The sequence below is a fragment of the Moorena sp. SIO3H5 genome (assembly GCF_010692395.1).
In the GTDB taxonomy this organism is placed as follows: Bacteria; Cyanobacteriota; Cyanobacteriia; order Cyanobacteriales; family Coleofasciculaceae; genus Moorena.
The window spans coordinates 1-1551 of sequence record NZ_JAAHHS010000745.1; the positions used below are offsets into that span (position 1 = coordinate 1).

At 41.7% G+C, this 1551-nt stretch carries 2 protein-coding genes; both read left to right on the forward strand.

Going from position 1 to position 1551, the window contains the following annotated elements; genetic code table 11:
• The coding region (locus F6K52_RS36180; RefSeq protein WP_293090029.1) for a phosphopantetheine-binding protein at positions 1-1150 on the forward strand (1150 nt) is incomplete at its 5' end.
• A partial coding sequence (locus F6K52_RS36185; RefSeq protein ID WP_293090031.1) for a condensation domain-containing protein occupies positions 1147-1551 on the forward strand: 405 nt, incomplete at its 3' end. The genes F6K52_RS36180 and F6K52_RS36185, both read left to right, overlap by 4 nt.

Sequence of the window (1551 nt, forward strand, 5' to 3'; positions counted from 1 at the left end):
AGCATTTAATAGTTCGGTGGAACTGTATCAAGCAACTCCATCACTGTCAGTAGAACAACTCCAGGCGAAGATAGATAGACAAATACAGCAGGAGAAGGAGTTGTTAGTGTCACCAGATTTGTTTATAGCTCTCAAGGAAAAACATCCAGAAATAACTCATGTACAAATGCGTTTACAGAGGGGAAGGGAGCTAAACGAACTGAACAAATATCGTTATAGCGTACTGTTGCATATAGACGCACAGCCAACATCAGTAATCACACCGACTGTAGAAAGTGGAGCAGATATGAGTTATGAGGATATCAAAGCATATTTGCAACAAAAGCAACCAGAATCCATTTGCTTTAGTGGTTTAGTGAATCAGAGAGTAGCCAAGGATGTAGATTTAGTAGAGTTGCTATCACAGCCAGAATCAAAACAGAATGTACAGCAGTTGAGGCAGTTTTTAGAGGAGAAGCTAGTCAATGGCATCGACCCAGAGAGGCTACATCAACTGAGTTCGGATAATGGGTATTCTCTAGAGTTGTGTTGGTCTGCTCAGGGAGGTCCCGAATTGATGGATGGGGTATTTGTGCGCAGTGAGTTAGCTAAAGAAGGGATAGTGTTAACACCCCTAACTCAAAAATCGGTGGTAGCAGGTAACTGGAATAATTATGGGAATAATCCGTTGAGTTCCCAATTGAGAAAGGAACTGATACCGGAGTTGAGAGAGTATCTGGAGTCAAGGTTGCCAGAGTATATGGTGCCATCGGGGTTGATGGTGTTGTCCAAATTGCCTCTGACTCCCAATGGCAAGGTAGACCGTAAAGCTTTGCCTATACCGGATGTGGCCAGTAGTGTGTCAACGGAGTATGTAGCTCCACAGACACAGACACAGAAGGCATTAGTAGAGATTTGGGCAGAAGTGTTGGGTATAGAACAGGTGGGAATACACGATAACTTCTTTGATTTGGGTGGCCATTCTTTGATGGCAACTCAAGTTGTGTCTCGGGTGCGACAAACTTTTGGGAATGAACTGACTTTACAGCGTTTATTTGAGTCACCAACTATTGCTGGCATAGCTAAAAATATTGAAGTGCTGCGTCAGCTACCCCAAGATAAGACTACGTTAATTTCAGAAACAGAAGAATATGAGAGATTTGTGTTATGAAAACAGTTAATTTTATTTCTTACCTGCAAAATCTGGGTGTTAAACTTTGGATAGAGCAAGAGCAACTGGAATGTTATGCTCCCAAGGGAGTAATGACAGCAGAGCTAAAACGGAATCTAGTGGAGCGCAAGACAGAAATTTTAGAGTTTCTTCGAGAAGTACAAATAACTCAGAAATCTGTAGCTAGTTCTATTCAACCAATTTCTAGGGAACAGGTAATCCCCTTATCTTATGCCCAACAAAGGCTATGGTTTATTGAAAAAATGGCCTTGAATAGCAACGCCTACAATATGCCATTAACCCTAAATCTAGTAGGAAAACTAGACTATGTAGCCCTACAAAAAAGTCTTAACCAAATCATCGCTCGCCATGAAACCCTCAGAACCACCTTCAGTGAAATC